Source organism: Leucobacter sp. OH1287 (genome assembly GCF_003859945.1).
Taxonomy (GTDB): Bacteria; Actinomycetota; Actinomycetes; order Actinomycetales; family Microbacteriaceae; genus Canibacter.
Genome location: NZ_RQYM01000002.1, coordinates 216,213 through 241,107, shown reverse-complemented (window position 1 = coordinate 241,107; position 24,895 = coordinate 216,213). Strand labels below are relative to the sequence as shown.

Sequence of the window (24,895 nt, the reverse complement as noted above, 5' to 3'; positions counted from 1 at the left end):
TGTTGTCCTTTCAAGTGATGCCAGTTAATGCTGGCAGTCTACATTCTGGACTCTAAAAACAGCCGGATCTAAAAACAGGGGTCAGGCCAATCTCAATCCTTACATAAAGTTACAGGCTGTAGGAGTTAATGATGGAAGAAAACTGGAATCCCGCTCAGACAGTTGAAACCATTGTGACCAAAACAAATGAGCAGGCAACTAATATTTGTCAAAATCCCCGGAATATCAACGAAAACCGGCTATATTTTGTGCCCCCGACAGGAGTCGAACCTGCGACCTACGGAGGTTAGGGAAGGGTAAAACCCGCGTAATCATGCGGAAGTGCGTATGTGCGCACCGGCGCGAATAGAAACGCAGCTGACCCCGGCGAAGGCCTTGAAAACATTGGCAAGCGCGGCGAACGAACGCGAATAGGTGCGCACGGTCGTGCAGGTGCGATGTTAACCCTGTGTTAACCGGGACGCGGCTCTCCTGCCTGCCTGTGCTCGTCAATTTTCGCGCTGATCTCGTCCAGCCGATCCGGCAGCCAGTGCCCGTAAATGTCGAGCGTTTCGCTCGCGTTAGCGTGGCCAAGCATGAGCTGCAATACCTTAATGTCGGCTCCGGCAGCGATTGCGTGACTAGCGGCGGTGTGCCGCAGTTTGTGGATCGTTATGCCTCGGCTCTTGTCAATGCCAGCGGCTCGCAGCGCTGGCCGCCACACGCGGTGCGCCCAGTTCTTGCTGTTTATGGCATTGTCGTTGTCGGCACGGAACAGCCACGCTGTCGCCGGTTGGTTTGCCATCAGCTCGGCTATAGCGGGGGCGAGAAAACCAGGCAGGAGCGTCGTTCGGGGTTTCCCTGTCTTGGGTGAGCCTGTGATCGCGCCGCCGTCGATGTCGACTGTCCAAGTTCGGCGCACATGCAGGCGACGCTTCTGAAGGTCGATGTCTCCGCATTGCAGCGCGAGCGCTTCGCCGATCCTAATACCTGAGCTGGCTAGCAGATGGATTAGTGTGTGGTCGCGCCTGTGTCCGCTGATTGCGGCCGCGTGGGCTGCGACGGCCTCGACCTCTGCGTATGAGAGCACTGGCAGTGTCTCGACGTAGGCGGGTTTCGGGATCGTAGTTCTGGTGGCAGGGTTGACGGGTAGCCAGCCTTCTTGTGTCGCGTAGCGTAAAGCTCCGGCAAAGGTCTTTTTTGCTACATGCGAGATAGTGCGCGGCGCTAACGGTTTTCCTTCTCCCCTGCCCTCGTAGGGGTGTGTGCCTGCGGCGAGGTCTGCGATCCATGCTTGGATCGCTGGACGGCTGATTTCGTCGATTGGTGTGTTACCCCACCGGGGCAGGACATAGGAGCGCATTTCGTTGCTGTACCTGCGCAGGGTGGACTGTTTTATATCTTGCTTCGAGGCTAGCCAAGTTTTGGCGAGTTTCCCGTATGGTTGCCTGGTGAGGGTTGGGCTTGCGTACCGGCTGGTTCTGATCGCGTCCTCTATCGCAGCGGCTTCTGCTTCTGCATCGTGCCGGTTGTCGAAGCTGCGGGAGCGGATCCGACCGTTTTCGCGCCATTGTAGGAGCCAGCGTTTCCCGATCCCGTATTTCTCGGTTCTGAAATGCTCCGGCAGTCGCTTAATGTGGCGGCGCTCCTCACTGGTGGGTTCGATCCGGATTGTGTTGCCGTCGGGGAGGCACGCGTAGGCGGATTTAACCCACCTGTCGGTGATCCAGGTTTTAGCCATTTTGGGTGCCTGGGCGGGCGTGCTGGTTCCACCAGGTGTTGTGGCTGCAATACTGGCATTTCTTGAAAAATGGTAGGAATAGCAGACCGAGGCCAGCGGTGAACAGCGCGATTGCTGCGAGGGTGGCTTGGCGGCCGATGTGTGCGCCGCCGCGCTCGCAGGGTTTGCAGCCGTGGCAGCCTTTTTGACTGTACAGGTTGTGATGTTGACTGGTCATGTGGGTTTCCTTTCGAGTGGTTGGTTGCTGAGGGTTTCTTGATATGCGGCGACGGCGCTGGGTGGCACTCGAAGCAGGGCTGCGATCCCGTACTTGTTGCCGTCCGCTTCTTGCTCGGCGGCTGCGTAATCTTCGGCGCTGATGAGCAGCTGGAGGGCGTATTTGTCGGCTTTGCGTTCTGCTCGCGCTGTCGAGTACTGGTGATCATAGAAAGCGTGACCTAGTTCATGGGCGAGCGCGAAATCATGCAGCTCTGGTGGTAGCTGGTTGTCTAGCAGGATTGTGCGAAAGTTTGGCAGGTAGAGACCGTAGGCGCATTCTTGGTTTACAAGTGGCGCGTATTCGATCCTGATATTTAGTGCTGCTGCGTGGTCTAGGAGGGTTCGCATTGGCTTAGGCTGGGTTGTCGGAGTTGTGGTTGTCGTATTGGGCTTGGTCTGCGTCGTTGGCGCGTTTGGCGGCGAGTGCGTACTGGTCTTGCTGGCGTTCTTTGAGTAAGCGCTTTTCAGCGTTGAGCGCTATCTCTATCCATGTTGTGTCTAGGGCGGCGGCTAGTATTTCGAGGTTTTTGAGTGTGACCTCGCGCTTGCCTTTGAGGTAGTTGGCGATGGTTGATCTTGCGAAGCCTGTGCGTTCTTGGATTTCGTCGTAGCTGATTTCTTTAACTGCGCGAGCGCGGCGGAGTTCGGTTGCGATTGCTTCGGTTATGGGGCTTGTCTCTTGGGTGCTCATGTAGTCAAACATATCGAATAGTTCATTTTTGAACAACTTATTAGTCAAAACTGACGGCGTGTCACGTTGGCATAGTATTTATTTGGCTACTATTCTTTATGTTATGGCTACCGAAACAGAAAGAATGCAAACCGGCATCAAAGCCATTCTGAAAGAGCGTAAACGCTCGCTCAGATGGCTTGCCGAAGAAGTTGAGATTTCCTATCCAACTATGCGGCGGCGAATGCAGCCAGGAGGCATGGATGGGATTTCTCTTAAAGAGCTGCTGGCAATCTGCGAAGCGTTTAATATGACCCTCGGCGATCTGCACGATTATGCCACTAACCGTTACCTGCAGCAGCTAATCGACAAAGTGAAACTTTAACAAAGGAGTGAAAATGCACCGCCTAAAACAGATTGGCATCGACGACAATCGAGTGATCAACTTCATGATCGCGATGCAAGATTTGGATCGCGAAACGGTTGTCTCTACTTATCTCAGCTCAAAACGCAGCAACCTTAAACGGCTTTTGCAAGACAATATGGATCGGCGAGAGGCTGCTGAAGTTATCAAGGCAAAGATAGCAGCAGTCGAATCGGATTATCAACGGTCGAAAACGTTTCAGACTGGAATGCTCGGTACCGCGATCCACAATCTTAAACGGTGTGCTGTTGAGGAAGCTCGCAATCCGGGATCACGTGACGAAGCGCTCGCGATAGCCCGGAAGGCAGAATCCATTATCCAAAATCGCCTTAAAGGGGAAGGTTAGAAAAATGATCCAGTTGGCTGATATTAGCACTGTCCGGCCGGTGAAAGCGATAGATATTATCATGCCGCCTGCTGATGCTGTGCTTTGGACAAAGCGGGAGGTTGCCGGGTATTTGCGCATCTCAATCCGTAGTGTTGAGAAGCTTGTCGCGGATGGTCGGCTCCGTAAATTGACTGTGTTGCCTGGTGGAGTTCGCTTCCATCGGGACGATGTGAAGGGGCTGATCTATGACCGATAAGTATCTGCTTCGCTTGTCAGTCTTGGGTATCGGGATTATGGGTGCTTGGTTGGCGACTCGACTGATTTTCGGTATGGAAGATTGGCATCCGATTGATTTCCTGACGATCGGTTGTGTGATGCTGATCATGTGGCATTTGGTGCTTATCACGAAAAATAACAAGCACTGACAAGTTTCTGATTTTGCGGTCTGTGCCCTGATTTTTTGGGTGCTGCCCTTGCGGGGGTTGGCTACTGCATTGTCTAAAAATAGCGTTCTCCGGATTCCAAAGTCACCGAGACCTGGTTAGGAGGGGGGCGTGTTGTATAGGGGTTTTGCTGCTTTGGGGCTGGTTTCGTGGTGGTTGCTGGTCTTGGGTGGTGGTGAGTGCTGTGTTGGCTCGCTGTGTTGGCGGGAACTAAGGCTTGAAGGTTATCGAGCGTGGCTGCATGTAGGCCTGTGCAGAACTAAGGCGGGAGGGTTATACCCGCCATTTATAAATAGTTTTTCGACTACTAGGGGGTAGTTATGAGTACTGTCACCATGGACGACTGGGTTAAAGCGAACGATGACGCGATCCAAGCTAAAGAGCTTGCGACTGAGCTGCGCGCCGCGTTTGATCGCCTATACAATCTCCGGCTAGTCGCGATTGTTGGCGACTATGTTCGGGAGGAGCAGCTTCTGGAAGAAGCGCGGGCGGCGGTCGAGAAGGCCGAGAGCTTCGCGAGGCGGATTCTTGCCAGTAGTGGCGCGCTGTCTAGCGGGCTGATGACTGCTGCAGTTGCTGAATGTGCAGGGGGGCGCGGTATTGACGATGACACTGATTTGCTGCTCTTACTGGAGCGGTTTAGTGAGCTGGTCGCGGCAGCTAACCCGGCGCTGCCTGTGACCGATGAGACGACAAATGACGATGAGTGATCAGCCTCGAATTTATGGACTTGACCTTTCTCTTACCGGCACCGGCGTTGCGACATTCAGCCCGGAGATGCAATCTTGGCTGGTGTACACGGTTTCCTCGAAGCCGGGCGGATTAAAGGTTGAGCAGCGGGCGGCGCGCCTGCACGATCTCGCTAAGCGGATCGTGAAGCTGATTGCCTCGAATTCTACGGTGGTTATTGAGGCTCCGGCATATTCGTCCAGGACTGGGCTTGTGCATGAGCGGGGCGGACTGTATTGGCTTGTCACTGTGCTTCTGGCTGCGCGGGGTTGCCGCCTGGTGGAGGTAGCTCCGACGGCGCGGGCTAAATATATTACCGGGAGCGGACGCGGCGATAAGAAAACGGTGAAACGCAACGTGGGTCTTTTCTACGGGGAAGGTATTGCTCGGAATGATAACGAGGCGGACGCGGTCGCATTGTGTGCGATTGGGTGGCGGGCGTTCCGGGGTGAGCCGTTGGAGAAGCGGGCTGTCACGGTTTCGCTTAGCCAAGCGGCGGAGAGCGTGCGTAAGGCTCGGGCTGCGATGAGTGAGATCGCGGACTGGGTGAAGAAACGAAACAGATAAAACTGGTGGTGCCCCGGGTCTTGCGGCTCGGGGCTTCATCGTCTAAATCAGGAAGGAATAAGGGACGATGGTTAAGTTTGCGGCGAATGTGCCGAAAAACGAGTATGACGGGATCACTCACTTACAGCGTGAGATTGTGAAGGCTTTGCCGACCGAGGCGGCGTATTACGTTGTTGGCGTGGTTAAGACTAAGCAAGTTACGACTGCTAAGGATTTGGTGGCTGTGCCGACGGTTGAGTTTCAGGCGGTTGAGGCTGTGCCTGCTGATAGCGTGGCTGGGCGTGAAGTCCACGCGCTTATGGAACGGCTGCACTATAAGCGTATGGGCGGCGTGCAGAGCGCGTTTAATTTTGACGCGAATACTGATGACGGGGCTGTGTTGAGCCTGCTAGAAGGAGACGGCAGTGAGCAAGTTTGAGTCTGCGCTGGCAAGGTCAGCGGGTACTGATAAGGATCGTGAGGCGTGGCTTGCTGCGCGCCGAACCGGGGTCACTGCGACGGAGGCGAAAAAGCTGATTATGGCGGCTGACGCGACTGCGCGTAAAGCGGTGATGAAGCAGCTGGCTGTGGAGAAGATCGAAGGCTCCGCGTTTGCTGGTAATCATTTCACTGTGTGGGGGCAGTTGCGGGAGCCGGTGATCTTAAGTGAGCTTGCGTCGCGGTATGGTTTCCGTGAATGCGGGCATCTGATTAAGTCCGAAGCGAATCCGCGTCATATGGCAACCCCGGATGGTTGGGGAACTGATTTCGAGCGCGGCGATGTATTGGTGGAGATCAAAACCAGCACTAACGATAAGCGGCTTGGCGCTCAGGCGTTCGATAAAGCCGGTTATTTCTATCAGATGCAGTGGCAGATGTACTGTGCCGGTTTTGACCGTGTCGCATATGTTGTTGAGCAACATGATAATGATTTCTCGCGCTGGGATTCAGTGGACCGGAGCACTTGGGGAATGGATTATGGGCCAGCGGTCCAAGATATTTCTGTCGAGTGGGTTGATCGTGACCAGGCAGTGATTGGCAAGATGATTCAGTACGCTGACGAGTTTCTTGCTTATTATGATTCGGTGTTGGCCTCTGACGATGATGCTGGTGATGCTGTTGTTGGTGGGCGTGATGCCGAGTTGCAGCAGCTTGCTGACATGGTGCGTGATGCTCGTATGCATGAGGCTGAGTGGAAGGCGAAGAAGGCTGAGGCGTGGGATCGCCTGCTAGCGATTGGTGCCGAGATTGGTGATTTTGCTGGTGCGACTGAGCGCGGGAAGTTCTCTTACACAGCGCCGGTGACTGAAGCCGTTGAAGTGTGGGATGAGGAGGCGGCGGCTAAAGCGTTTCCGAAGGAGTGGAAGCAGCTTCAGCGGGCGGTTGATCGTGCCGAGAAGTTGAAGGCTGCTTTTGCTGATTTATCGGCCGCGTGTGTGAGGCAGGAGACGGTTACTGGGCGGCCGCGTTTGACGGTGGCTGCTGAGCGTAAAGAAAACAAGAAGAAGGAGGATGTTTCTAATGTCTGAGATTGTGAAAGCTGCGGGCGCGTCTGAGCTGGTGATTGATTCTGGCCAGACGTTTTTTAATGAGGTGCAGCAGGCCGCTTTGCGGTCTATGGGTTTGTCTGATGCGCCGCGTGCTGAGGTGGAGAAGTTTTTCCACCAGGCGCAGCGGACGGGGCTTGACCCTTTTACGCGGCAAATCTACATGATCCCGCGCTATAGCAAGGGGAATGGTAAAACCTGGACTGTGCAGATTTCGATTGATGGTCTGCGTCTGATTCGTGACCGGAAGAATACTTTTCGGGGTATGGAGGAGTTCTGGTGTGGCGAGGATGGCGTGTGGCGTGATGTGTGGGTTGCGGATGCGCCGCCGGTTGCTGCTAAGGTGCTTATCTGGGTTGACGGTTTCGTGAAACCGGTTTCTGCTGTTGCGCGTTATCGTGAGTATGCGCCTTTGAATAAGCAGGGGCAGCCGACTTCGATGTGGGCGAAAATGCCTGCTTTGATGACTGCGAAGGTTGCTGAGGCGCTTGCGCTGCGGAAGGCGTATCCGAATGATTTGAGCGGTCTTTATACGGCGGAGGAGATGGCGCAGGCAGATAATGCTGCGCACGCTCCTGCATCGGCTTCGACTTCTGCGACTGTCCAGGCTCAGACTGTCCCGGCGGCAGAACCTCCGGCTCCGACGGTTGAGCAATTGGAGATTGTTCATTCGCTTATTGATCGGGCGGCAGCGGCTGTCGACAATGGTGATCTTGAAGCGCTGCGTACGGTGTGGGACGACGCATCGGCGGCGGGAGTTATGCAAGTGACCCTTAATGGTAGCTCGGTGCATGCGGCTCTGCTTGAAGCGAAGGCTCGGATTGATGCCGGATCAGCCTAAACAGTTACCTGCGTTTGTGTTGCGTGGTCTGCGTCGGGTTGGTATTTTCCAGCCTGACTTGGAGATCAATCTTCACTTTGAGCTTGCTCAGACGATCCAAGACCTCGGTGAGGCTGTCTCAGATGGTGTGCTGTTTACTCGCCTGCAGTATGTGGCTGGTATGGAGAAAGCGGACGCGATTCGGGAGTTGAAAGAGGCTGAGTTGGAGTTTGAGCATGCTGAGGCGAAGGCTGTTGCGTTGCTGCAAAATGAGAGGGATTATTCGCATAATCGTGCTTTGAGTGCGGCGAAGGCTGATCCTGAGATTAAGCGGCTTGGTGCGGCGGTGATTTTTGCTGAGTATCGGAAGCAGGCTGCGGCCGCGTTTTCGGATTCGCTTCGGCGTGAGGTTGAGGTGTGGCGTACGGTGCAGGCTAATGATCGGGTTGCTGATCAGATGGCTGCTGCTGGGATTTCTGGCAGACCGTAGCTGGTTTGTTTGTTGCGGGGTGGCTGCCTGAGAGGGGTGGCTGCCCCGCTTGTTTTTTTGAGAGGAGCTGATCATATGTATTGGCTGTTTCAGAGTCTTGCCGTGCATCGGTACAGAGGGCAGGCTGGTGGTGAGGAGGTGTGGCGATTGCCTTCTGGGAGCCGCGAATGGCGGGTTTCCCGCAGAGTGAAAGTGGTTGTGACGCGGATGCATCGCCGGTTTTTTCTCGCACCGTTTACGACGAGATCGTGCCTGCATCGGAATCTGTATCTGTGCTTCGGGCGTTGGGTTGTCCGGATCGCTGTTGAAAGGAAGGGTGTGTGATGGCTGCTAATGATTTTTCGCCGCGTGTGGTCGCGATTGTGAGAGCGCGCGCTGCTGGCATGTGTGAGCGTTGCGGTAAGCATGCGCGGCTTGAGCTGCATCACAGGAAGTTCCGCAGCCGGGGCGGGGACGGTTCGGCTGCTAATGCTGTTGCTTTGTGTGGGCGCGGCAATATGGCTGGCTGTCATGGGTGGGTTCACCAGAATGATGCGGCGGCGGTTGAGGCGGGTTTTGCTGTTCCGGCGCATTCCGATCCGGCTGATGTGCCGCTGAGTGTGCCTCGGTTTGGTGAGCCGGTGAAGTTTCTGGATCGGTTCGTGTACACGGCGCAGGATGTGCCTTGTGTGCGTCATATCCGGATTGATCCGTCTTGTGTGGTTTGTTTGCCAGCTGGTGAGTTGCGCTGGCAGTTTGTGAAGGAGGACTCGTGGATCGAGTAGGGTTCGCAGCGGTGCCGTCGTGGCTGGTGCAGTCCCCCGATGTGTCGGTTGATTGTATTGGCGTTTATGCGTCGCTTGCGTCGCGTGCAGGATATGAGGCTATTTTCCCGTCGGTTGAGACGATTGCTGCTGAGCTGTCGATTAACCGTAATCGGGTTATGGCGGCGGTTAAGTTTTTGGAGGGTTTGGGGGTGGTTGAGCGGCGTTCTCGACCGGGTGACGGTGGTGGCCGTAAATCGTCTGTGTATGTCCTCAAATCTGGGAGTTTTCCACAGGGCAAAGTCACATATCCTGACTTTGCCCCCTCAGAGGCAAAGTCACATATTCTGACTTTGCCCCCTGCTACTCCTTCTTATATATATAGAGATAAAGACTCTACGTCCCTTTTTCACGAAAAAGGGGACGTAGTCACCCCGGCTGTGGATAACTCTAAGGCGGATAAAAAACAGCCTGGAGGTTGTAAAAAGAGATCTAAACACGATTACGAATCAACTTCTGGATTCATAGAGTTCTGGTCTGCGTATCCAGCCCGCAGGAATGACAATAAGGCTAATGCTCTTAAAGCGTTTAAGAATGCTGTTGAGCGTGGCGCTGATCCTGAGCAGCTGATTCGTGCTGCTGCTGCGTATGCGGCTGTTCCTGAGCGGCAGCGTGATGGTGGCCGGTACACGAAGCATGCTTCGACTTTTTTGAATCAGGATGCGTGGGAAGGTTACGTTGCGAGGTCGGAGCCGGTGAGTGAGACTGTGTCTGATCCGGCAGCTGAGATTCCGGAGGGGTATCGTGACCATTTCGGCTGGTGAGATTGAGGAGGCTGTTCGTCTGCATGCTGCGTTCGATAAGTTCACGGCGAATAACGTGAATGTGGAGGCGCTTGCGGTGGCTTGGGGGCAGGTGGTTTCGCGTCACATGCCCCATATCGCTCCTGGCGGGCTGCGTGAGCTTGTTATAGACCATTATGCAAGCTCTGACTCGTCTTTGACGGTTTCGGCGCTTGTGGAGGCGTATAGGGCGCGTTTCGTGGGTGCGAATGATTTAGGGATGAAGCCTAAAAGCGAAGAATCGGAGTTGCTGCTGGAATGGCTGGCGCGCCGCGAAATAAAACTTTCGCGGTGGTTGGCCATGAGCCGAGCCGAGCAGGAGGAGGTGGTTCAACGCACAAAACACTTGGGATGAAAGGACTGAAAAAGTATGGAGTTGCCCGCAAATTATGAGGCTGAGCGAAGCGTGCTCGGCGGGCTGTTGTTGGATCCGTCGTATCTGAATGATGTTGCGGCGGTAATCGACGATCCGGCCGCGTTCTATGACCCGAAGCATGAAGCGATATATCGGGCGATCCTGCAGATCGTCGCGACCGGTGGCAGACCGGACGCGGTGACTGTGACGGACTTTTTGACAAAGTCGGGCGAGCTGGGCAAGTGGCAGCGGCCGACGATTTGTCATGAGCTGACTGCTGACGTGGTCAGTCCGGTGCTTGCTGTGGCTCATGCTTCTGTGATTGCTGATGCTGCGATTAGGCGACGGTTGGCGATTGCTGGCCAGGCTATTGCGGCTGACGCGGTCGCAGGTATCGGGCGGCCGGATGAGCTTGTTGAGAAGGCGCGAAAACTGGTTGATGAGTCAAGTCATCGGGTTGTGCTCGATACCGGATATTTGTTTGGCGCGGTCGATGAGATCGTGCATGAGCTTCAGCAAGGCGAGGCGCAGGTTACGCGCACCGGCTGGAATGCGCTTAACGGTCTGATTGGGGGGCTTCGACCTGGAGCCCTCTATATCGTGGGTGCCCGCCCCGGGGTCGGTAAAACCGTTGTCGGGTTGAATCTCGCAGTAAAGTTTGCGGGTCTCGGTTCGGTTGGTTTTGTTTCTTTGGAGATGAGCCGGTCTGAGCTGGTGAAGCGGGCGATCTCTGCTGAGGCAGGGGTTAAACTCTCGGCGTTGATTGACGGACGCACCTCCATTGTCGATATGGAGATGATCAATTCGGTTAAGTCCGTGGTTGACAGTTGGCGGCTCAGCATTCTCGATAATGCTGAATCTCTCTCGCAGATACTCTTGTATGCTCGTACGCTGCATCGTAAAGGTGATCTGAAGCTTCTGGTTGTTGATTACCTGCAGTTGATGCGGGGTGATCGGAAGGCTGAAAGCCGTCAGCAAGAAGTGAGCGAGTTTTCGCGGGCGTTGAAATTGCTTGCGAAAGAGTTGCAAATTCCTGTGGTTGCGCTCTCGCAGTTGAATCGTGAATCTGCGAACCGCAAAAATAATGAGCCGCTCATTAGTGACCTGCGTGAATCGGGTTCGCTGGAGCAGGACGCTGATGTGGTGATTTTGCTGCATCGTGAGAAAACGAAAGCGCGGCGGTTGAAAATGATCGTCGCTAAGAATCGGCAGGGTCGGCAGGGCGAAGTGACTCTCAATTTTGAGGGCGAGTTTTGCCGCATTGTCGATAAGCCATTTGATCCGCTCGGTGTGTTCACTGTGGCGGAGGACAAGGAGAGTACTGATGTTTGAGATGCAAGTGAGCTTTACCGGATCGCTCGGTAAGGACGCGGTGGTTTATACGCCACCGTCTGGTGGTAAGCGGCGGATCAATTTTAGCGTCGCGCACTCCGCTCGTCGCAAAGTTGGTGATAGTTATGATTACACCGAGACTCGCTGGGTGGATTGCACCGTGTGGGAGCGGTGGGACGGTGATCTGATGATCGACAGTCTCGCTGGTGTGCTTCAGAAGGGTGCGCATGTGCTTATTGTCGGTGACATGTATGACGAGAAGTGGGTAAGCCGTAATGATCCGAGCCGGAGCGGGGTTACTACTCGCTGCAATGTGCAGCATCTCGGTATCTTAGCTGAGCGGTTCTTTGTGCAAGCTAAACCGCATCCGCAGCGCGAAAGCAGCGGCGGTGGTTCGGCTGGCTGGAATGCTCCGGCTTCGCAGCAAGCTCAACCACAGCAGCAAGCGAGCTGGTCTGACCCGGATAGTGCACAGCAGAGGGTAGCGGCTCAGCAAGCTTGGGGTGTCCCGGCTGACCAAACAGTGGCTCAGCCAGCAGCGGCTCAGGCTCAGCAGCAGCCTGCCGCGGCATGGGGCGCGCCGGTCGCTCAGCAGTCCATAGCGTGGGATGAACCATTCTAGAAGGGAGTGAAAAGTGATTGAGATTTTCTACATCTGCGCAGTCGGGATTGTTGCGGGATTGGCATATTGGGCATGGGGCGACTAGAGGGTCTATCGTGTGTAGCCTGCCTGGGTGAAAAGCAGCAGGGCAAGCTGTTGTGTGCGAAGGATGAGGCGCGGGCGCTGTGGCAACTCGGCGAGCTGCCAGACATTGCTGCCCGTGCCCGTCTCGCCATCATTCCAGGCAAAAGCGCTGGTGGAGAGAAAGTGTCAGGCACGCGAATGCCGGAATCTCCGATCAATACCACCGCGCTAGAGGTGTGCGAGGAGATCGTGCAATTCTTAGCTGACTGGTTGCTGTATTTCGCGGATGAGTTGAATATTCAAATCCCGGGATCGCTCATGGACGGCAGGGTGACCCGTCGAGGTATCGCCGCCGGCACTGACCCGGTCGAGGTGAGCAACCGTACTGGTGACTGGTGCGTATGGCTGAGAATGAATCTGGACGATGCTGTGACGGTTCCGGGCGGCTGCGATTTCCTGCGTGGGTTGTCTCTACTTACGAGAAGCGCTGGGCGTATGTTTCCGGCCACGGTGCCGAGAGCGTTACCTCAAAGGTCGCGTTACTGTCCCGTCTGTCTGGAGCGAAAAGTTCGCGTGTCGTGGGAAGGTGCCGAGCCGCTGGTTGCCTGCACCGGGTGCGGCCACCGGATAAGCGTGGACTGGAAGGAGATTATCGGTGTATGTGTCGATGAAGAAAGCCGCTGAGCTTGCGAGCGTGCATTACCGGACTATCATGCGATACCGCAAGGAGGGTTTGCGGATCGTTGTAGTTGATGATGCGATCCTTGTCGATGTTGAGGATGTGCTTGCATTTAAGCGCTTTCATGCTTTGCGGACTCCGACGCTGGTGAGGCAGCGGCAGCGGCTGGTTCGGGAAGGCGTGGCTGATGCCGCGATCCCGGATTCTGTCGCGAAGCAGATCAGGACGGCATATGTTAAAGCAGGCGGTCGCTTGTAACTAACGGCGTGTCGCAGTTTGTATTGTTCTCGTTGTCACACATAGATTAGAAAGTGGCGCATAAGCAGCCACCGCGCGGCGGTAGCAGCAAAGCGCTATTCACAATTGAATATCGGATAAGCGCCTGTCTGGGTCGACCACAACCCGGCGGGCGTTTGCTGTGTCGGCGGTGCTGCTTACTTTTTGCGGCATAACCTTTCTGTAAAACATTGCCTGCAATTCACGGGTTTCGTCGATACTACAAGGGGGCGTGCCCTGGTCGGTACCGTTTACGTTTTGGCTATTGAGTTCTCGGCCACTGACTGGAATGAGTTAGACGGTACCGACTAGGGAGCGCTTCTGCGATCCGGGGTTTGCGGGCTGCAAGATAGGTTTCGGGCGCAGGGGTTTTTTCGCAGTTTTTACCCTGCGCCTGTAACGTATTTTGCAGCCTTCGGGGCGTGGCTCCGATGTGCAGGGTGCAGGTGAAGGTTGGGTGATTGCGGGGGTAGCCTCGAAGCTGAGTTTTTGGCTTCGGGGCTATTTCTGTTTAATCGGGCGGATCAGCAAAAGGGGACAGGCGCGATGAGTGACGTGGATGACGAGCTTATCTGGTTTTGCGACTATTGTGGCACACCTTACCGGGCAGTGATGGCCGCGCTTCTCTGCTGTGGTGACAACGACGACTAGCCAAGCCCACGATAGGGGCGGCAAACCGGGACAACATAATTTCAAAAATCGGGGAAGGGCGGCAAGCAACCATGAAGCAAGACCCACGCCACACTGCTCTATACAAGAAGCTACGCAAAACCTTCCGCCAAACCTGCCAAACAAAACAACTCCCCTGCTGGCTCTGCGAACAACCCATAGACTACAACCTCCCAGCAAGACACCCCGAGGCATTCGAACTCGACCACATCAACCCAGTCACAAGCCACCCAGAACAAGCAAACAACCCGAACAACTTCAAACCCAGCCACCGCCTATGCAACCAAACCAAAAGCAACAAAACCCACACAACCAACCTCGGCACCCTCAGCCGCAACTGGCTAAACCCCACCACACCCAAATAAAATCCACCACCCCCACCCCAGCCAAGCCCCGCCGTGGGGTGGCCTTTTCCCCCTTAGTTTTTTGTACCCCTTCGCGGGTTTGTTGAGAGGTTTGTTGTTTTGTTTGAGTTGCGGGTTGTTTCTGTTCCGGTTGGTGAGCTTGTCGAGTTTGAGGGTAATCCGCGCCGGGGTGATGTTGATGCTATTGCTGCGTCTTTGGAGAAGCGTGGCCAGTATAAGCCGATTGTGGTTAATGCTGGGTCTAAGACTGGGCGTGCGAATGAGGTTTTGGCTGGGAATCATACTTTGCGGGCGGCGCGGGGTCTTGGCTGGTCTGAGATTCAGTGTGTGTTTGTGGATGTGGCTGCTGATGAGGCGGCGCAGATTGTGGCGGCGGATAATCGGATTGCTGATCTTGGTGGGTATGATCTGGGAGATTTGTTGGCGGTGTTGGAGGCTGCTGGTGATCTGGATGGTACGGGTTATTCGGGGTCTGATTTTGATGCGCTTGTTCGTGAGCTTGCTGTGCCGGTTGCGTTGTCTGATGTTGATGCTGTGCCGTCGGTGTCGGAGGGTGTTTCTGTGTCGCGGTTGGGTGATGTTTGGCAGCTGGGTGAGCATCGTCTGATTGTTGGTTCTTGTGCTGATGTGGATTTGGTTGATGAGGTTGTTCGGTCGGTTGATCCGGCGGGTGCTGATTGTGTTTGGACTGATCCGCCTTATGGTGTGAGCTATGTTGGTGGTACTTCTGACCGGCTGACGATTAAGAATGATGGGCTGGAGGATGCGGTAGCTATTTTTGGTGACGCGGTTGGCACTATTATGGTTGCTGCGCGTCCTGGTGCGCCGGTATATATTGCTCATGCTGATCTGGTTCGGCCAGCGTTTCAGGCGAAGTTGGAGGCTGCTGGGTTCCGTTTAAGGCAGACGCTTATTTGGGTGAAGAATGCTCTTGTTATGGGTCGCGCTGACTATCACTGGAAGCATGAGCCGATTATTGAGACTGTTGTGCCTGATGAGGTTGATGATTATTGTCCGTTCTTTTATGGGTTTGCGCCAGGTGGTGAAGGCCGTCTTGGGCGTGGTGGCGAAAATTGGCATGGCGATAATAAAGCAACGACGGTGTTTAATGTGGCGAAACCGCAGGCTTCGCGGGAGCATCCGACGATGAAACCTGTTGAGCTGATTGAGCCGATGCTGCGTAATAGTTGCAGGCCGGGGGGGGTCGTTCTTGACCTATTCGGCGGGTCTGGGTCAACTCTTATCGCTGCGCATCATGCGGGCGTTAAATCGGTGCTGGTTGAGCTTGACGAGAAGTATGCGGATGTTATTTGCCGTCGTTTCCAGCAGCACACCGGTGTCGTGCCTGTGCGTGATGGTGTTGAGGTGTCTTTCGTCGATTGAGTAAGGTGAGGGGTTTTCTTGTCTGTCGAGAAGGATTTGAAGGCTCTGGATTTGTGCCGTGCTGGTGTTGCGATCTCGGTGATTCGTGAGAATCTTGGGTTTAAGACTGTCCAGTCTACGGTGGCGGCGATTGCGCGAGCGCGTAAAGCTCAGGGGCATGCGGTTGAGGCGGCGACGGTTCGTGAGGTTGAGCTTGATCGGCTTAACCGCTTGCAGCAGGCGGTTTGGGCTAAGGCGTTGCGTGGTGACGAGAAGGCTGTCGAGCTTGCGGTGTCTTTGTCGCGGGAGCGGGTGCGTTTGTCGGGGGTGCCGGTTCGGTCGCGTATGGGTGGCGCGGTTGAGGCGACGCTTAAGTGTGTGTCGTTGCGTGATGTTGATGAGGCGGCGGCTGAGACTGCGCGGCGGATTGCTGCGTCGATTGATGCTGCTGCTGATACGGGTGACCGTACGGTTGAGATGAAGGCGCTTTATCTTGTTCCGCATTTGATGAATGTTTTGCGTGAGCTTGGGGCGACTCCGGAGGCGCGGGGTGAGGTTGCTAAAGCGGCGGTTCCGGCTGTTGTGGAGGGTGATGATGAGCTTGCTAAGTTCAGGCGGCGCAAGGCAGCGAAGCCGGGTTAAGGGGTTTACGGAGCCTCGGTTTTGGACTAAGCCTTTGCGTGAGCTGAATGAGGAGACGTCGCTCGGCTTTTCGGTGATTGCGTTTGCTGATGAAGTACTTGGGATTAAGCTGTTTCCCTGGCAAAAATGGCTCTTGATTCATGCGCTGGAGTTGAACGAGGACGGCAGTTACCGGTTTGATCGTGTAATTGTTCTTGTGGCTCGACAGAATGGCAAAACAACATTGTTGAATGTGTTGACGCTGTATTGGCTTTTTGTGGATTCTGAGGCTTTCCCGGTGGAGGCTCCTCCGCAGGATTTCTTAGTGTTGGGTACTGCACAGAATCTTGATATTGCCGAGGAGTCGTGGGATAAGGCGCTGCGTTTTTGTGATCCCGATGAGGGACGGTTTGGCGAGGATGAGGTTTTCGCGATTCCTGCGTTGAAGGCTCGCACAAAGCCGCCGGTTCGGAAGAATGGGCAAAAGGCTGTTCGCTTGAAGAACGGCGCTCAGTATCAGGTGCGTGCTGCGAACCGTCGCGGCGGGCGCGGTAAGGCAGCGGATCGCGTTGTGATGGACGAGCTGCGCGAGCAGAATACTTGGGATACCTGGTCGGCGACGGCGAAGGCGAACAGCGCGAAGTTTAATTCGCAGCTTTGGGGTATTTCGAATGCGGGCGATAATTCGTCGGTGGTTTTGAGTGAGCAGCGTGAGAATCTGCTGCAGGCGGTGAATGATTGGGATAGTAAGGTCGTGCCGGGGCTTCTTTCGGTTGAGGATTGGGCTAAACAGCATTCGATAACGCACGCGCTTTTTGAATGGTCTGCGCCGGATGGGTGTGCTGTCGATGATGTTGACGGTATTTTGCAGGCTAATCCATCCATTGGGTATTCGCATTTGCGGGTTGAGAAGTTGTTGACTGATTCGCGTACTGAGCCTGAACATATTTTCCGGACTGAGTCGCTGTGCCAGTGGGTTGAGGCGATGGTTGAGCCGTATTTACCTCGGGACAGCTGGAGCGAGTGCGCTGATTCGGGGTCGGAGATTTCGCCGGGGTCGCGGCTGATGTTTGCGATTGATATTTCTGAGGATCGGCAGATGACTTATGTCGCGGTTGCTGGTTATCGTGACGATGGGTTGATTCATGGTGAGGTGATTGCGGCGCGTGCCGGGTCGCTTTGGGTGATCGACTTTCTGCATAGGCTTGCTGAGGCACAAAACTGTTGGGATGTGGCTTTGCAGCCGCGCGGTGCCCCGGTTAGCGAGTTTGTTGCTCCTTTGCATGATGCGGGTTTCCGTGTCGTAGAAGTTGGCGGGTCTGTTGGTCTCGGCGGCTGCTGCGGCGGTATGCATGATCTGGTGTTTCAGGGACAGTTCAAGCATCTTGATCAGCCGGTGTTGAATATGGCTGCTGACTTTGCGGTTGCGAGGCATCTCGGTGAGGTGCGTGTGTGGGATCGCAAGGGGTCGCTGGTTGATATTGCGTCGCTGGTCGCGGTCGCAGAAGCAGTTTGGGCTTTGGAGCATGCGGCACCGGCGACGGTGGATCATGAGCCGCCGCCTGCTGCTGAGGTTGTGAGGGCTGGAGACCGTATGGATGCTGTTTCGGCGGGGGTTGATTTCCGGTCGGTTAGTTTTTAGGGGGTGTTGATGGCGCGCGAGAAAGGCTATCAGGTTGGTGAGCTTGCGGGCTGGGGTTCGATCGCGAATGAGGTTGAGTCTAATCCTGAGTTGCAGCATCCGAATAGTGTGCGTATTTTTAACCGGATGCGATTGGAGGATGCGCAGGTGGGTTCTGTGCTGCGTGCTGTGACGGCTCCGATCCGGTCGGCGACGTGGCATCTTGATCCTGCTGGTGCGAGTGATGAGGTTGTTGATCTTGTTGCGGCTGATCTGGGTTTGCCTGTTAAGGGGCGGCCTCCGGTTGCTCCTTTGCGTAAGCGTGACCGTTTTTCCTGGAGCGAGCATCTGCGCTTGGCTTTGACTTGTCTGGTTTTTGGTCATTCGTTTTTTGAGCAGGTGTATCGCATTGACGGTGACCGTGTCAGATTGCGTAAGCTTGCTTGGCGGCCGCCTGGGACGATTAGTCAGATTAAGGTGGCGCGTGACGGCGGTCTTGTCGGTATCCAGCAGCATGGGTCTGAGGATACGATCCCGGTTTCGCGGCTTGTCGCTTACGTTAATGAGCGTGAGGGCGGCAACTGGTTCGGCAGTTCGCTGCTGCGTCCTGCCTATAAGAATTGGCTATTGAAGGATCGGGCGCTTAGGGTGCAGGCTGTGTCTGCTGAGCGTAATGGTCTCGGTGTACCAGTTTATGTTGGTGCGCCGGTGCCAGAGGGCACTTCTGAGGATGCTGCGAAGCGGTGGCGTGAGGCTGAGCTTGCGTCGGGGTTGAAGATCGCGACGGAGTTTAGGGCTGGCGATACTGCGGGCGCGTCGCTGCCTGCTGGCGCTGAGCTGAAGCTGTTGGGTGTGTCTGGTGAGTTGCCGGATATGAATGTGCCGATCCGGTATTACGATGAGCAGATTGCGCGTGCCGTGCTTGCGCATTTCTTGAATCTGGGCACTGAGACTGGATCTTGGGCTTTGGGTTCAACGTTCGCGGATTTTTTCACTAATTCGCTTAATTCTGTGGCTGGGTCGATTGCGGATGTTGTGCAGCAGCATGTGATTGAGGATTTGGTGGATTTGAATTTTGGTGAGTCGATGCCTGCTCCTCAGATTGTGTGTGAGCCGATTGGTGCTCAGGCTCCGGCGACAGCGGAGGCTGTGAAGCTGTTGATTGAGTCTGGCGCGGTGACGGTGGACGGCCAGTTGGAGGAGTTCATGCGGTCTAAGTATGGGCTGCCTGTGCGTAAGGACGGGGGTGCTGGTGTCTGAGATCACGGTTGTTGTTGGTGCGCCTGCGTCTGGTAAGTCTGCGTGGGTTGAGTCGGTTAGGCAGCCGGGTGAGCCGGTTGTTGACTATGACCTTTTGGCGCGCGCGTTTGGGTCGACGGTGCCGCATGATGCGCCGGTGGCGGTGCGTGAGGTCGCGTTTGCTGCGAGGCAGGGCGCGATTTCGCGTATCCGGCGCGGGGTGTCGGATTCTGCCTATATTGTGCAGTCTTTTATTGATGCGGCGGCGGTGGCTGCGTGGCTTGATTTTGGGGCGCGGGTTGTTGTTGTTGATCCTGGCAAGGGTGAGTGTTTGCGTCGGGCTGAGTCGGATGGTCGTCCTCAGCATTCGTTTGAGGGGATCGAGAAGTGGTATGCGGAGGAGCCTGTTTGGGATTCTCGTGCGGAGTTTGTGAAGGAGCCGAGTGTGAATAATAGTGTCAGGTCGGCGGCGGGGGTTAAGTCGCGGCGCTGGTTTAGTATGCAGGCCAGCAAGCCGGATCAGGGTGCCGCAAAGCTTGGCGTGATCAGTATTTACGACCATATTGGGTGGGGTGGGACTGAGTCGAAGGCGTTTATTGAGGAGCTGAATCAGCTTGATGTGGACGTGATCGAACTGCATATCGACTCCCCCGGTGGCGATGTTTTCCAGGGAATTGCGATAATGAATGCGTTGCGTCGCCATAAGGCGCGCATTGAGGTGACGGTTGACGGGCTTGCTGCGTCGATTGCATCGGTGATTGCGATGGCTGGTGACCGCATCGTGATGAATCGCGGCGCTCAGATGATGATCCATGACGCTTGGTCATGGGGCGAGGGCGATGCGCGTGATTTGGAGAGCGCGGCGAAGGCTCTGGAGAAGTGCAGTGACTCGATTGCTGCTACTTATGCTGCGAGGACGGGTAAGTCTAAGGAGCATTGGCGCGAGCTTATGGCTGTCGAGACGTGGTTCACGGCCGAGGAGGCTGTGCTGGCTGGCCTTGCGGATTCATGGGTGGACGCGCCTTCTGCGTCGGCTCGGTTTGATTTGTCGGTTTTCAATTATGCGGGGCGGGCTGCGGCTCCTGCTCCACGGATTAATGATGAGGGGGGTTCTGAGGTGACTGCTGAGGAATTCGTTGTAAGGGTGCGTGAGCTGCTTGGGCTTGATGAGGGGCTTGCGCTTGATGACGTGGCTGTGGCTGTGGAGGATTTGGTGAAGGCGGCGGAGGCTGTGGCTGATGCTGTTGAGCCTGATGCTGTGGCTGATCCGGTTGGTGAGCCTGCAGCGTCGGCGGCTGATGTTGATGGTGTTGTGACTGTCGATAAAGCGGTTTTTGCTGAGCTGCAGGCTGATGCTGCGGCGGGTCGTGAGGCTCGCGCGAGGGCTGATGTTGCGAGGCGTGAGGGTCTTGTGGCTGACGCGGTGAAGGCGGGTAAGATTTCGCCTGCTTCTAGCAGCCAGTGGCTGGATCGGCTTAATGTTGATGAGGCTAATACTGCGGCGCTGCTTGCGTCGCTGACTTCTGGAGCGGTGCCGTTGGCTGAGGTTGGCTCTGGTCTTGATGAGGTTGAGGGTCTGTCTGAGGCGGAGAAGATTTTTAATACCGCTTGGGGTACAAGATAGGAAGGGGCTGTAATGGCTAAGAGGGAATATTTGCCGGTTTTCCAGCCGGGTGCGGCGGTTACTTTTACGGCGGGCGAGGCGGTTACGGCTGGCCAGCTTGTCGAGGTGAGCGGCAATTATTTGATTAAGCCCGCGACTGCTAAATCCACAAAGGTGGTTGGCGTTGTCGCGGAGACTGTTAAGGCGGGCGAGCGAGTAACCGTGTTCAGCGGTGGTGTGCAGCGCGTTGAGGTTGACGGCGCAGTTACTGCTGGTGCGCGGGTTGAGGCAGCGGCGGCGGGTAAGGCTGCTGTTGCTGATTCAGGTGACGGTATCGGCCTGGTGCTGTCTGGCTCGTCAGGTGCCGGTTTTATTGAGGTTGCGCTCCGGTAATCGGGGTGTGGGAAGCTAAAGGAGTTTTCTATGGGATTCACTTATCCTGTGCGCGCGCCTGAGGGCGTGCTGTCCACTGAGCAGATTCATCAGCTGCTGTCTAATCCTGATCTGATTGCGAAGCGTGTGCTTCAGCTGGTCGATCAGAAGTTCATCGCGGATTACCTGCTGCCTGGCCGATATGAGGCGAAGAATGGTGCCGCTTTTTACAAGAACGGCCAGCCGCTTTTTGCGGATGATGTGCCTCGTGAGGTCGCGCCTGGTGGCGAGTACCCGAATAGCACCCTATCGGACGGGGATCCGATGTCTGCAAGGACTGTCAAATGGGGCATCGGCTCTGAGGTCACTGATGAGCAGGTGACTAATGAGGGTATTGCTGCTGTGAATGTTGGTCTGCAACGTCTCGCAAATAGCGTTGTGAAGCAGGTTGATTCGGTGGCGATGTCTGTGATTGCGTCGAAGCTTACTAGCACTTTTGCTGGGTCTGCTTGGACTACTCCGGGCGCTATTCTGGAGTCGCTGCTTGCTGCTGCTAATGATCGGTCTGAGCTTGGCACTGGCATTAATCTTAATACGGTGGTTCTTGCTCCTGCTCATTTCGCGAAGGTGCAGGGTCTGCTTCTGGATAAGAACGCGCTGCCTCGCGAGAACGGCAACACAGTGCTGAATGGGACTGCCCCGATTGAGGTGTTCGGTTTCACTTGGGTTACCACGCCTTACTTTAAGGGTAAGAATCCACTGCTTGTGGATCGTGACCTGCTGGGCGGCGTGGCTGATCAGAAGATCAAATCTCCAGAGTTTACTGCTGCTGGGCATTACGGTGTCGAGGCTTCGACAATTCGTGATGCAGACCGCGATACTTATAAGCTGCGTGCTCGTCGCGTTTGTGTGCCGATTGTGACTGATTCGTCTGCTGGTGTTGCTATTACTGGATCGGGGCTTAATTAATGACTGCTAAGCGTGTTTTTGTGTCTGCTGCTGCTGTGGTTTTGGAGACTGTGGACGGTGGCGAGCGTTACTTTTACGGTGGCGCGGTGCTTGATGTGAGCCAGTTTACTGCTGTGTCTATTGAGCATGCTTTGGATGCTGGCCTGGTTGAGCCGGTGACTCCAGTTAAGTCTGAGCCTGCTGCAAATGCTGAGTCTGAGTCTGAGGCTGAGCCTGAACTTGCTGCTGAGCCTGCTAAGGCTTCGACCGGTAAAGGCAGCCGAAGCAAATAGGCGATGTTTCGATAGTTAGGAGTCTGGTGTGATAGCTGTTTCTGATTTAGTTGGTGTACCGCAGCCGGTCGCGTTACGAGTGCTCGCCTATGCTGACGGGATCGCGCCAGGCATCCTAACTGTCGAAGACCAGGGGTTGCGTGACCGTGCCGTTGCGGTGCTTTCCGGTATCGCGGCGGAGGTTGCTAAGCGCGGCTCGTCAGCAGTTGCTGCACAGTCGGTCGGTAATGCTTCGGTGCGGTATGAGTCGGTAAGCGGGTTTTTCACGGCGGAGGATCGGCTGGCGTTGCAGCGTATCGTTGCGGTGGCTGGCCATTCGGGGCTTGACGGTTTGCCGCGCGGGATTTTTCCACCGTCTGATCTGACGCGCCGGTTGGGAAGGTCGTAAGCATGCGGTTTAATAGCTCGGTGTATCGGTGGCGACGACCGCTTCTCCCTGATCCGTATAATCCGGATCGGAAGCGTCGGGGGTCTTGGCATGATGCCGAGATTGATGAGATTCCCGGCGCTTTTATCGGCTCTGGGTCTATGGTGGATGCGCGTTCGCCTGAGCGGTTGCAGTCCATTACGGAGAAGTCGCTGTTTTTGGATAATCCGGCAGCGGATGTTGTGAAGGGTGACGGGATTTCTGTCGCGCCTGGTGGCCGGTTGCCTGACTTTGAGGTGAGGGTCGCCCCGGTCGCTGACGTGAATCCGTTTACTGGCTGGCAGCCGGTGCGCGAGATGCCGCTTGATGAGGTTACGGGGTGATCGTGTGTCGAAGCCCGAAGTTCGGTTGAGTGATGACTTTTTCCGGCAGGTTGGCCTGTCTGGTGCTATGCGGCAGGCGGTTATGGCTGAGGCTGAGGGCGTGGCTGCGGCGGCTCGCGCGATTGCACCGGTGGATACTGGTGCTTATCGTGATGGGATTAAAGCTAAGCCGCGTAAGAGCAAGCGGCGTTGGGTTGGTCGTGTCGAGTTTGAGGACGGCAAGTCGACGCTAGTTGAGGCACGCTCTGGTGTGGCTCAGAAGGCGCTTGCGTTTCAGCGGGGCGGTAAGTAATGCGTATTTTGCAGGCTGATGTTGTCAAATTTTTGTGCGATTTCATTCGGGCTGAGTTGCGGCGGTTGCCTGACCCGTTTTTTCATGATGTTGAGGTTGCTGCTATCGAGCCTGATGTTGCGGCGCGGGATTATCCGGACAAGCTGGTGACGGTTGCGGTGTCGACTGTGTCTGACGCTGACTTGCATTTGTCGGATGTGTCTGTGCGTGTGAATTATGTTGCTGGCACACCGGAGTTTCCGGATGATTGTGTGAAGCTTGCACGGATGGTTCATGCGATTGTGCGTGATTGTGCGAGGGTGGCTGATGGCAACCCGGTTGCGGCGGTGACTGCATCGCGGGGGGCGATGTCGGTTGTTGATGAGCAGTTGCGGGCGCGCTGGTTTTCACTGTTTGATTTAGTTGTTGTTGGCACGCTGGTGCCGTAATTTTTTGGAGGTTGAAAATGGGTAGATTCGACGCGGACGCGGCGGGGAATACTCTCGCACGGGTTGGTGTGCCGGTGACTGGTAAGGCCGCTATTGCGCCTTTCGGTACACGGATTCCGACTCCTGAGCAGGGTAAAGCGCCTGCGCTGGAGCTGGATCAAGCTTTTAAGACGCTGGGTTTGAGGACTACGGACGGCGCTCCTGAGTATACGCTTGAAGCTGACGGTGATCCGATCGAGTTTTATGAGGACGGATACCAGATTCCTTCTGGCAAGGGTAAAGCTACTGTGGTGATGAAACTTGCTGAGACGAGTGATCTGGTGCGTGAGCTGATTGCTGGTAAGAAACCGGACTCGAACGGGTATATCGAGTATGATGCGGCCGGGCATGCGACCCGTTATGTCTTGTACACCGAGAATGTGTACAAGAACGGTGTCGTGGAGCGGCGTGTTGCACCGAATGTGCAGATCACTTCGGTGAAGGAAGATAAGCCTGAGCGTGGCAGTGTACGCGGCTATGAGGTGACTTTTACGCTTGCGACTTCGCAGGCTGTTGGTGGTAAGCATTTCGGTGAGTGGCTGATTCAGCCTGCTGAGTAGCGGCTGCTTTTTTGGGAGGGGGTGGCCTTGCGGGCTGCCCCCTTTTTTTCTTTTGGTAACGGGTTGACGATAAGAGGTATTCAATTATGAGTGACAAGATTGAGCGGATTGACGTGAATGATATTGAGGCGATGCGCCGCGAGTTTGAGGAACGGTTCGGCGAGTATCGTGGCCGCGAGGACGATAATAAGCTTGTTTTTGAGCATGGGGGCGAGCTGTATGAGCTGCCGATGTTTTTCTCGCTGAGGGTTTTGCGTGAGCTGCGCAAAATTGAGGATAATGATGTGCCGGATGAGCAGGCTTTTATTGCTCTGGTTGAGGCTGCGCGAATGAGTGATGAGATGCGTGATAAGTGGCTTGATTTGGAGCTGGAGGCCAGTAGTCAGTTCATTTCTGAGTACTTTATCCGCATGCGTGAAAAGTACGGGGCGGCTCTGGGGGAATAATTCAGCTCTGCGACGCGCTTGCTGCGCATCGTAGGGCGCTGGAGTATGACTTTTGGGTGCGCGCGCGTATCCGGATTGATGATATTGGTGACACGGTGTCTTGGGGTCTCGCGGTGTCGCTGTATGCGGGGTTTGCTTCGGATTGGAGCAGTCACACATTTGCTGCGGTTGCTGGGTTCGGGTTTGTTGTCTCGTATGAGGGCATTAATTCGGCTTTGCTGGTGGCGACTGTGTGGCGGGCGCTCGGTAATGAGGGTGATCCGCCGGTAGTTTTCCCGTGGGATGAGAGTGTGAAACCGGCGGAGGTTGTTTCACGTGCCGAGTTTGAGAAAGCGATGGAGACGCTGAATAAGGTGTCGGCGATAAAGGATTGACGGCATCTTGATGATTGGGGGCTTTT

The 24,895-nt window shown here is 55.4% G+C and carries 37 protein-coding genes; 33 read left to right on the top strand and 4 right to left on the bottom strand.

Annotation, left to right across the window (positions count from 1 at the left end):
- Positions 1 to 451 precede the first annotated feature (451 nt).
- Genes EII30_RS02210 through EII30_RS02195 form a run of 4 tightly spaced genes read right to left on the bottom strand, consistent with a single transcriptional unit; the run spans position 452 to position 2,681 of the window.
- Positions 452 to 1,720 carry a site-specific integrase gene (locus EII30_RS02210; protein ID WP_124885693.1) on the bottom strand — a complete coding sequence of 423 codons (1,269 nt, stop codon included), beginning with the start codon at positions 1,718 to 1,720 and terminating at the stop codon, positions 452 to 454.
- Positions 1,713 to 1,937 (bottom strand): hypothetical protein, encoded by a 225-nt coding sequence (locus EII30_RS02205; protein ID WP_124885692.1) that lies wholly within the window; start codon positions 1,935 to 1,937, stop codon positions 1,713 to 1,715. Before EII30_RS02205 ends, EII30_RS02210 begins: the two co-directional genes overlap by 8 nt.
- Positions 1,934 to 2,326, bottom strand: a complete 393-nt coding sequence (locus tag EII30_RS02200; protein ID WP_124885691.1) for an ImmA/IrrE family metallo-endopeptidase — start codon at positions 2,324 to 2,326, stop codon at positions 1,934 to 1,936. The genes EII30_RS02205 and EII30_RS02200 overlap by 4 nt, the downstream gene beginning before the upstream one ends.
- A gap of 4 nt (positions 2,327 to 2,330) precedes the next feature.
- Positions 2,331 to 2,681: a helix-turn-helix transcriptional regulator gene (locus EII30_RS02195; RefSeq protein WP_124885690.1), complete on the bottom strand. Its 351-nt coding sequence runs from the start codon at positions 2,679 to 2,681 to the stop codon at positions 2,331 to 2,333.
- Between the two features lie 91 nt (positions 2,682 to 2,772).
- On the opposite strand from EII30_RS02195, the gene EII30_RS02190 reads away from it, so the two are divergent.
- The 33 genes from EII30_RS02190 to EII30_RS02030 all read left to right on the top strand — a co-directional run bounded on the left by EII30_RS02190 (position 2,773) and on the right by EII30_RS02030 (position 24,869).
- Positions 2,773 to 3,033 (top strand): helix-turn-helix transcriptional regulator, encoded by a 261-nt coding sequence (locus EII30_RS02190; protein WP_124885689.1) that lies wholly within the window; start codon positions 2,773 to 2,775, stop codon positions 3,031 to 3,033.
- A gap of 13 nt (positions 3,034 to 3,046) precedes the next feature.
- Positions 3,047 to 3,418, top strand: coding sequence for a hypothetical protein (locus EII30_RS02185; RefSeq protein WP_124885688.1), 372 nt, complete (start codon positions 3,047 to 3,049; stop codon positions 3,416 to 3,418).
- A gap of 4 nt (positions 3,419 to 3,422) precedes the next feature.
- On the top strand, positions 3,423 to 3,656 hold the full coding sequence (locus EII30_RS02180) for an excisionase family DNA-binding protein (protein ID WP_124885687.1): 234 nt from the start codon (positions 3,423 to 3,425) through the stop codon (positions 3,654 to 3,656).
- Entirely contained in the window at positions 3,646 to 3,825 is a 180-nt protein-coding gene (locus EII30_RS02175; RefSeq protein ID WP_124885686.1) for a hypothetical protein, read from the top strand. The genes EII30_RS02180 and EII30_RS02175 overlap by 11 nt, the downstream gene beginning before the upstream one ends.
- Before the next feature lie 338 nt (positions 3,826 to 4,163).
- The gene (locus EII30_RS02170; RefSeq protein ID WP_124885685.1) at positions 4,164 to 4,553 is read left to right on the top strand and encodes a hypothetical protein; all 390 of its coding nucleotides are present in this window, start codon (positions 4,164 to 4,166) and stop codon (positions 4,551 to 4,553) included.
- The gene (locus EII30_RS02165; RefSeq protein WP_124885684.1) at positions 4,540 to 5,139 is read left to right on the top strand and encodes a hypothetical protein; all 600 of its coding nucleotides are present in this window, start codon (positions 4,540 to 4,542) and stop codon (positions 5,137 to 5,139) included. Before EII30_RS02170 ends, EII30_RS02165 begins: the two co-directional genes overlap by 14 nt.
- A gap of 67 nt (positions 5,140 to 5,206) precedes the next feature.
- Complete coding sequence (locus tag EII30_RS02160) at positions 5,207 to 5,557, top strand: hypothetical protein (RefSeq protein WP_124885683.1); 351 nt, start codon at positions 5,207 to 5,209, stop codon at positions 5,555 to 5,557.
- On the top strand, positions 5,544 to 6,647 hold the full coding sequence (locus EII30_RS02155) for a YqaJ viral recombinase family protein (protein ID WP_124885682.1): 1,104 nt from the start codon (positions 5,544 to 5,546) through the stop codon (positions 6,645 to 6,647). Before EII30_RS02160 ends, EII30_RS02155 begins: the two co-directional genes overlap by 14 nt.
- A complete protein-coding gene (gene bet / locus EII30_RS02150; RefSeq protein WP_158608635.1) occupies positions 6,640 to 7,506 on the top strand; it encodes a phage recombination protein Bet in 867 nt (288 codons plus the stop codon). The genes EII30_RS02155 and bet overlap by 8 nt, the downstream gene beginning before the upstream one ends.
- A complete protein-coding gene (locus tag EII30_RS02145) occupies positions 7,490 to 7,975 on the top strand; it encodes a hypothetical protein (protein WP_124885680.1) in 486 nt (161 codons plus the stop codon). The genes bet and EII30_RS02145 overlap by 17 nt, the downstream gene beginning before the upstream one ends.
- A gap of 323 nt (positions 7,976 to 8,298) precedes the next feature.
- Entirely contained in the window at positions 8,299 to 8,739 is a 441-nt protein-coding gene (locus tag EII30_RS02140) for an HNH endonuclease (protein WP_124885679.1), read from the top strand.
- Entirely contained in the window at positions 8,727 to 9,542 is an 816-nt protein-coding gene (locus tag EII30_RS02135; protein ID WP_158608634.1) for a helix-turn-helix domain-containing protein, read from the top strand. Before EII30_RS02140 ends, EII30_RS02135 begins: the two co-directional genes overlap by 13 nt.
- A complete protein-coding gene (locus EII30_RS02130; RefSeq protein ID WP_124885677.1) occupies positions 9,523 to 9,915 on the top strand; it encodes a hypothetical protein in 393 nt (130 codons plus the stop codon). The genes EII30_RS02135 and EII30_RS02130 overlap by 20 nt, the downstream gene beginning before the upstream one ends.
- 21 nt (positions 9,916 to 9,936) lie before the next feature.
- Entirely contained in the window at positions 9,937 to 11,247 is a 1,311-nt protein-coding gene (locus tag EII30_RS02125; protein ID WP_158608633.1) for a replicative DNA helicase, read from the top strand.
- Positions 11,240 to 11,869 (top strand): single-stranded DNA-binding protein, encoded by a 630-nt coding sequence (locus EII30_RS02120; RefSeq protein ID WP_124885675.1) that lies wholly within the window; start codon positions 11,240 to 11,242, stop codon positions 11,867 to 11,869. The genes EII30_RS02125 and EII30_RS02120 overlap by 8 nt, the downstream gene beginning before the upstream one ends.
- Positions 11,870 to 11,941: 72 nt before the next feature.
- Entirely contained in the window at positions 11,942 to 12,616 is a 675-nt protein-coding gene (locus EII30_RS02115) for a hypothetical protein (protein WP_124885674.1), read from the top strand.
- 28 nt (positions 12,617 to 12,644) lie between these two features.
- The gene (locus EII30_RS02110; protein WP_124885673.1) at positions 12,645 to 12,869 is read left to right on the top strand and encodes a hypothetical protein; all 225 of its coding nucleotides are present in this window, start codon (positions 12,645 to 12,647) and stop codon (positions 12,867 to 12,869) included.
- A 740-nt stretch (positions 12,870 to 13,609) separates the two neighbouring features.
- Positions 13,610 to 13,921: an HNH endonuclease gene (locus EII30_RS09150; protein WP_124885672.1), complete on the top strand. Its 312-nt coding sequence runs from the start codon at positions 13,610 to 13,612 to the stop codon at positions 13,919 to 13,921.
- A 99-nt stretch (positions 13,922 to 14,020) separates the two neighbouring features.
- Complete coding sequence (locus tag EII30_RS02100; protein ID WP_199731542.1) at positions 14,021 to 15,304, top strand: DNA modification methylase; 1,284 nt, start codon at positions 14,021 to 14,023, stop codon at positions 15,302 to 15,304.
- Between the two features lie 18 nt (positions 15,305 to 15,322).
- Entirely contained in the window at positions 15,323 to 15,925 is a 603-nt protein-coding gene (locus tag EII30_RS02095) for a hypothetical protein (RefSeq protein WP_124885671.1), read from the top strand.
- A 304-nt stretch (positions 15,926 to 16,229) separates the two neighbouring features.
- The gene (locus EII30_RS02090) at positions 16,230 to 17,546 is read left to right on the top strand and encodes a terminase (protein ID WP_124885670.1); all 1,317 of its coding nucleotides are present in this window, start codon (positions 16,230 to 16,232) and stop codon (positions 17,544 to 17,546) included.
- A 9-nt stretch (positions 17,547 to 17,555) separates the two neighbouring features.
- Entirely contained in the window at positions 17,556 to 18,785 is a 1,230-nt protein-coding gene (locus tag EII30_RS02085) for a hypothetical protein (RefSeq protein WP_124885669.1), read from the top strand.
- A complete protein-coding gene (locus EII30_RS02080) occupies positions 18,778 to 20,388 on the top strand; it encodes a head maturation protease, ClpP-related (RefSeq protein WP_158608632.1) in 1,611 nt (536 codons plus the stop codon). The genes EII30_RS02085 and EII30_RS02080 overlap by 8 nt, the downstream gene beginning before the upstream one ends.
- Positions 20,389 to 20,400: 12 nt before the next feature.
- The gene (locus EII30_RS02075; protein ID WP_124885667.1) at positions 20,401 to 20,760 is read left to right on the top strand and encodes a capsid cement protein; all 360 of its coding nucleotides are present in this window, start codon (positions 20,401 to 20,403) and stop codon (positions 20,758 to 20,760) included.
- A 30-nt stretch (positions 20,761 to 20,790) separates the two neighbouring features.
- The gene (locus tag EII30_RS02070; RefSeq protein ID WP_124885666.1) at positions 20,791 to 21,708 is read left to right on the top strand and encodes a hypothetical protein; all 918 of its coding nucleotides are present in this window, start codon (positions 20,791 to 20,793) and stop codon (positions 21,706 to 21,708) included.
- The gene (locus EII30_RS02065; RefSeq protein WP_124885665.1) at positions 21,708 to 21,980 is read left to right on the top strand and encodes a hypothetical protein; all 273 of its coding nucleotides are present in this window, start codon (positions 21,708 to 21,710) and stop codon (positions 21,978 to 21,980) included. Before EII30_RS02070 ends, EII30_RS02065 begins: the two co-directional genes overlap by 1 nt.
- Positions 21,981 to 22,008: 28 nt before the next feature.
- The gene (locus EII30_RS02060) at positions 22,009 to 22,368 is read left to right on the top strand and encodes a hypothetical protein (RefSeq protein WP_124885664.1); all 360 of its coding nucleotides are present in this window, start codon (positions 22,009 to 22,011) and stop codon (positions 22,366 to 22,368) included.
- Positions 22,369 to 22,370: 2 nt separating this feature from the next.
- A complete protein-coding gene (locus EII30_RS02055) occupies positions 22,371 to 22,730 on the top strand; it encodes a hypothetical protein (RefSeq protein WP_124885663.1) in 360 nt (119 codons plus the stop codon).
- A gap of 4 nt (positions 22,731 to 22,734) precedes the next feature.
- Positions 22,735 to 23,022: a hypothetical protein gene (locus tag EII30_RS02050; RefSeq protein ID WP_124885662.1), complete on the top strand. Its 288-nt coding sequence runs from the start codon at positions 22,735 to 22,737 to the stop codon at positions 23,020 to 23,022.
- Positions 23,022 to 23,450, top strand: coding sequence for a hypothetical protein (locus tag EII30_RS02045; protein WP_124885661.1), 429 nt, complete (start codon positions 23,022 to 23,024; stop codon positions 23,448 to 23,450). Before EII30_RS02050 ends, EII30_RS02045 begins: the two co-directional genes overlap by 1 nt.
- Positions 23,451 to 23,467: 17 nt before the next feature.
- Positions 23,468 to 24,049, top strand: a complete 582-nt coding sequence (locus tag EII30_RS02040; RefSeq protein ID WP_124885660.1) for a hypothetical protein — start codon at positions 23,468 to 23,470, stop codon at positions 24,047 to 24,049.
- A gap of 86 nt (positions 24,050 to 24,135) precedes the next feature.
- Positions 24,136 to 24,495: a hypothetical protein gene (locus tag EII30_RS02035; protein ID WP_124885659.1), complete on the top strand. Its 360-nt coding sequence runs from the start codon at positions 24,136 to 24,138 to the stop codon at positions 24,493 to 24,495.
- A 56-nt stretch (positions 24,496 to 24,551) separates the two neighbouring features.
- Positions 24,552 to 24,869 (top strand): hypothetical protein, encoded by a 318-nt coding sequence (locus tag EII30_RS02030; RefSeq protein WP_124885658.1) that lies wholly within the window; start codon positions 24,552 to 24,554, stop codon positions 24,867 to 24,869.
- Positions 24,870 to 24,895: the final 26 nt, after the last annotated feature.

Excerpts from the sequence above, each read along its gene's own strand:
- EII30_RS09150 (WP_124885672.1), top strand. The coding sequence starts at position 13,610 with ATGAAGCAAGACCCACGCCACACTGCTCTATACAAGAAGCTACGCAAA.
- EII30_RS02140 (WP_124885679.1), top strand. The coding sequence starts at position 8,299 with ATGGCTGCTAATGATTTTTCGCCGCGTGTGGTCGCGATTGTGAGAGCG.
- EII30_RS02075 (WP_124885667.1), top strand. The coding sequence starts at position 20,401 with ATGGCTAAGAGGGAATATTTGCCGGTTTTCCAGCCGGGTGCGGCGGTT.
- EII30_RS02160 (WP_124885683.1), top strand. The coding sequence starts at position 5,207 with ATGGTTAAGTTTGCGGCGAATGTGCCGAAAAACGAGTATGACGGGATC.
- bet (WP_158608635.1), top strand. The coding sequence starts at position 6,640 with ATGTCTGAGATTGTGAAAGCTGCGGGCGCGTCTGAGCTGGTGATTGAT.
- EII30_RS02115 (WP_124885674.1), top strand. The coding sequence starts at position 11,942 with ATGGGGCGACTAGAGGGTCTATCGTGTGTAGCCTGCCTGGGTGAAAAG.
- EII30_RS02045 (WP_124885661.1), top strand. The coding sequence starts at position 23,022 with ATGCGTATTTTGCAGGCTGATGTTGTCAAATTTTTGTGCGATTTCATT.
- EII30_RS02175 (WP_124885686.1), top strand. The coding sequence starts at position 3,646 with ATGACCGATAAGTATCTGCTTCGCTTGTCAGTCTTGGGTATCGGGATT.
- EII30_RS02040 (WP_124885660.1), top strand. The coding sequence starts at position 23,468 with ATGGGTAGATTCGACGCGGACGCGGCGGGGAATACTCTCGCACGGGTT.
- EII30_RS02195 (WP_124885690.1), bottom strand. The coding sequence starts at position 2,681 with ATGTTTGACTACATGAGCACCCAAGAGACAAGCCCCATAACCGAAGCA.
- EII30_RS02145 (WP_124885680.1), top strand. The coding sequence starts at position 7,490 with ATGCCGGATCAGCCTAAACAGTTACCTGCGTTTGTGTTGCGTGGTCTG.
- EII30_RS02110 (WP_124885673.1), top strand. The coding sequence starts at position 12,645 with ATGCGATACCGCAAGGAGGGTTTGCGGATCGTTGTAGTTGATGATGCG.
- EII30_RS02165 (WP_124885684.1), top strand. The coding sequence starts at position 4,540 with ATGACGATGAGTGATCAGCCTCGAATTTATGGACTTGACCTTTCTCTT.
- EII30_RS02205 (WP_124885692.1), bottom strand. The coding sequence starts at position 1,937 with ATGACCAGTCAACATCACAACCTGTACAGTCAAAAAGGCTGCCACGGC.
- EII30_RS02190 (WP_124885689.1), top strand. The coding sequence starts at position 2,773 with ATGGCTACCGAAACAGAAAGAATGCAAACCGGCATCAAAGCCATTCTG.
- EII30_RS02035 (WP_124885659.1), top strand. The coding sequence starts at position 24,136 with ATGAGTGACAAGATTGAGCGGATTGACGTGAATGATATTGAGGCGATG.
- EII30_RS02065 (WP_124885665.1), top strand. The coding sequence starts at position 21,708 with ATGACTGCTAAGCGTGTTTTTGTGTCTGCTGCTGCTGTGGTTTTGGAG.
- EII30_RS02085 (WP_124885669.1), top strand. The coding sequence starts at position 17,556 with ATGGCGCGCGAGAAAGGCTATCAGGTTGGTGAGCTTGCGGGCTGGGGT.
- EII30_RS02210 (WP_124885693.1), bottom strand. The coding sequence starts at position 1,720 with ATGGCTAAAACCTGGATCACCGACAGGTGGGTTAAATCCGCCTACGCG.
- EII30_RS02120 (WP_124885675.1), top strand. The coding sequence starts at position 11,240 with ATGTTTGAGATGCAAGTGAGCTTTACCGGATCGCTCGGTAAGGACGCG.
- EII30_RS02055 (WP_124885663.1), top strand. The coding sequence starts at position 22,371 with ATGCGGTTTAATAGCTCGGTGTATCGGTGGCGACGACCGCTTCTCCCT.
- EII30_RS02185 (WP_124885688.1), top strand. The coding sequence starts at position 3,047 with ATGCACCGCCTAAAACAGATTGGCATCGACGACAATCGAGTGATCAAC.
- EII30_RS02170 (WP_124885685.1), top strand. The coding sequence starts at position 4,164 with ATGAGTACTGTCACCATGGACGACTGGGTTAAAGCGAACGATGACGCG.
- EII30_RS02070 (WP_124885666.1), top strand. The coding sequence starts at position 20,791 with ATGGGATTCACTTATCCTGTGCGCGCGCCTGAGGGCGTGCTGTCCACT.
- EII30_RS02200 (WP_124885691.1), bottom strand. The coding sequence starts at position 2,326 with ATGCGAACCCTCCTAGACCACGCAGCAGCACTAAATATCAGGATCGAA.
- EII30_RS02180 (WP_124885687.1), top strand. The coding sequence starts at position 3,423 with ATGATCCAGTTGGCTGATATTAGCACTGTCCGGCCGGTGAAAGCGATA.